This window comes from Vibrio superstes (assembly GCF_003569005.1).
GTDB lineage: Bacteria > Pseudomonadota > Gammaproteobacteria > Enterobacterales > Vibrionaceae > Vibrio > Vibrio superstes.
Map to the genome: position 1 here is coordinate 686,141 of NZ_BCUR01000001.1, position 935 is coordinate 687,075.

General features: G+C 48.3%; 1 protein-coding gene. It reads right to left on the reverse strand.

Annotation, left to right across the window (positions count from 1 at the left end; translation table 11 throughout):
* A partial coding sequence (locus tag D5I41_RS02865; RefSeq protein WP_119008409.1) for an Ig-like domain-containing protein occupies nucleotides 1–935 on the reverse strand: 935 nt, incomplete at both ends.

Sequence of the window (935 nt, forward strand, 5' to 3'; positions counted from 1 at the left end):
TCGTGGCTTCGCCGTTGAAGTCTTTGGCTGGGGTGAATACCAACTTACCGTCAACGATTTCTACTGTTCCTTGTTCAGCAGGTACTGTTGCTTCAGTGATGGTTAGAGAGTCACCGTCGATGTCTGAGTCATTCGCTAGGACATCGATAGTGATTGGTGAGTCTTCATCCATTGATACTGCATCTTCTACCGCAACAGGGCCATCATTCTGTGGCGCAACTGTCACCGCTACTTCAGCACTTGAATACTCTTCGTTGCCATCGGTGATGGTGTAGCTAATGGTCGCTTCACCATTGAAGTCTTTGGCTGGAGTGAACACCAACTTACCGTCAACGATTTCTACTGTTCCTTGCTCTGCAGGAACCGATGCTGCTGTGATAGTCAGATCATCACCGTCGATGTCTGAGTCATTGTTCAGCACATCAATCGTGATAGGGCTTTCTTCATTAGTGCTCGCAACGTCATCCACTGCAACAGGGCCATCATTCTGTGGCGTAACTGTGACTGCGACTTCAGCACTTGAATACTCTTCATTGCCATCGGTGATGGTGTAAGAAATCGAGGCTTCACCGTTGAAATCTTTGGCTGGGGTGAATACCAACTTACCATCAACGATTTCTACTGTTCCTTGCTCTGCAGGAACCGAGGCTGCTGTGATAGTCAGATCATCACTGTCGATGTCTGAGTCATTGTTCAGCACATCAATTGTGATTGGGCTGTCTTCATTAGTGCTCGCAACGTCATCCACTGCAACAGGGCCATCATTCTGTGGCGTAACTGTGACTGCGACTTCAGCACTTGAATACTCTTCATTACCATCGGTGATGGTGTAAGAAATCGTGGCTTCGCCGTTGAAGTCTTTGGCTGGCGTGAACACCAACTTACCGTCAACGATTTCTACCGTGCCTTGCTCTGCAGGAACCGATGCTGTTGTG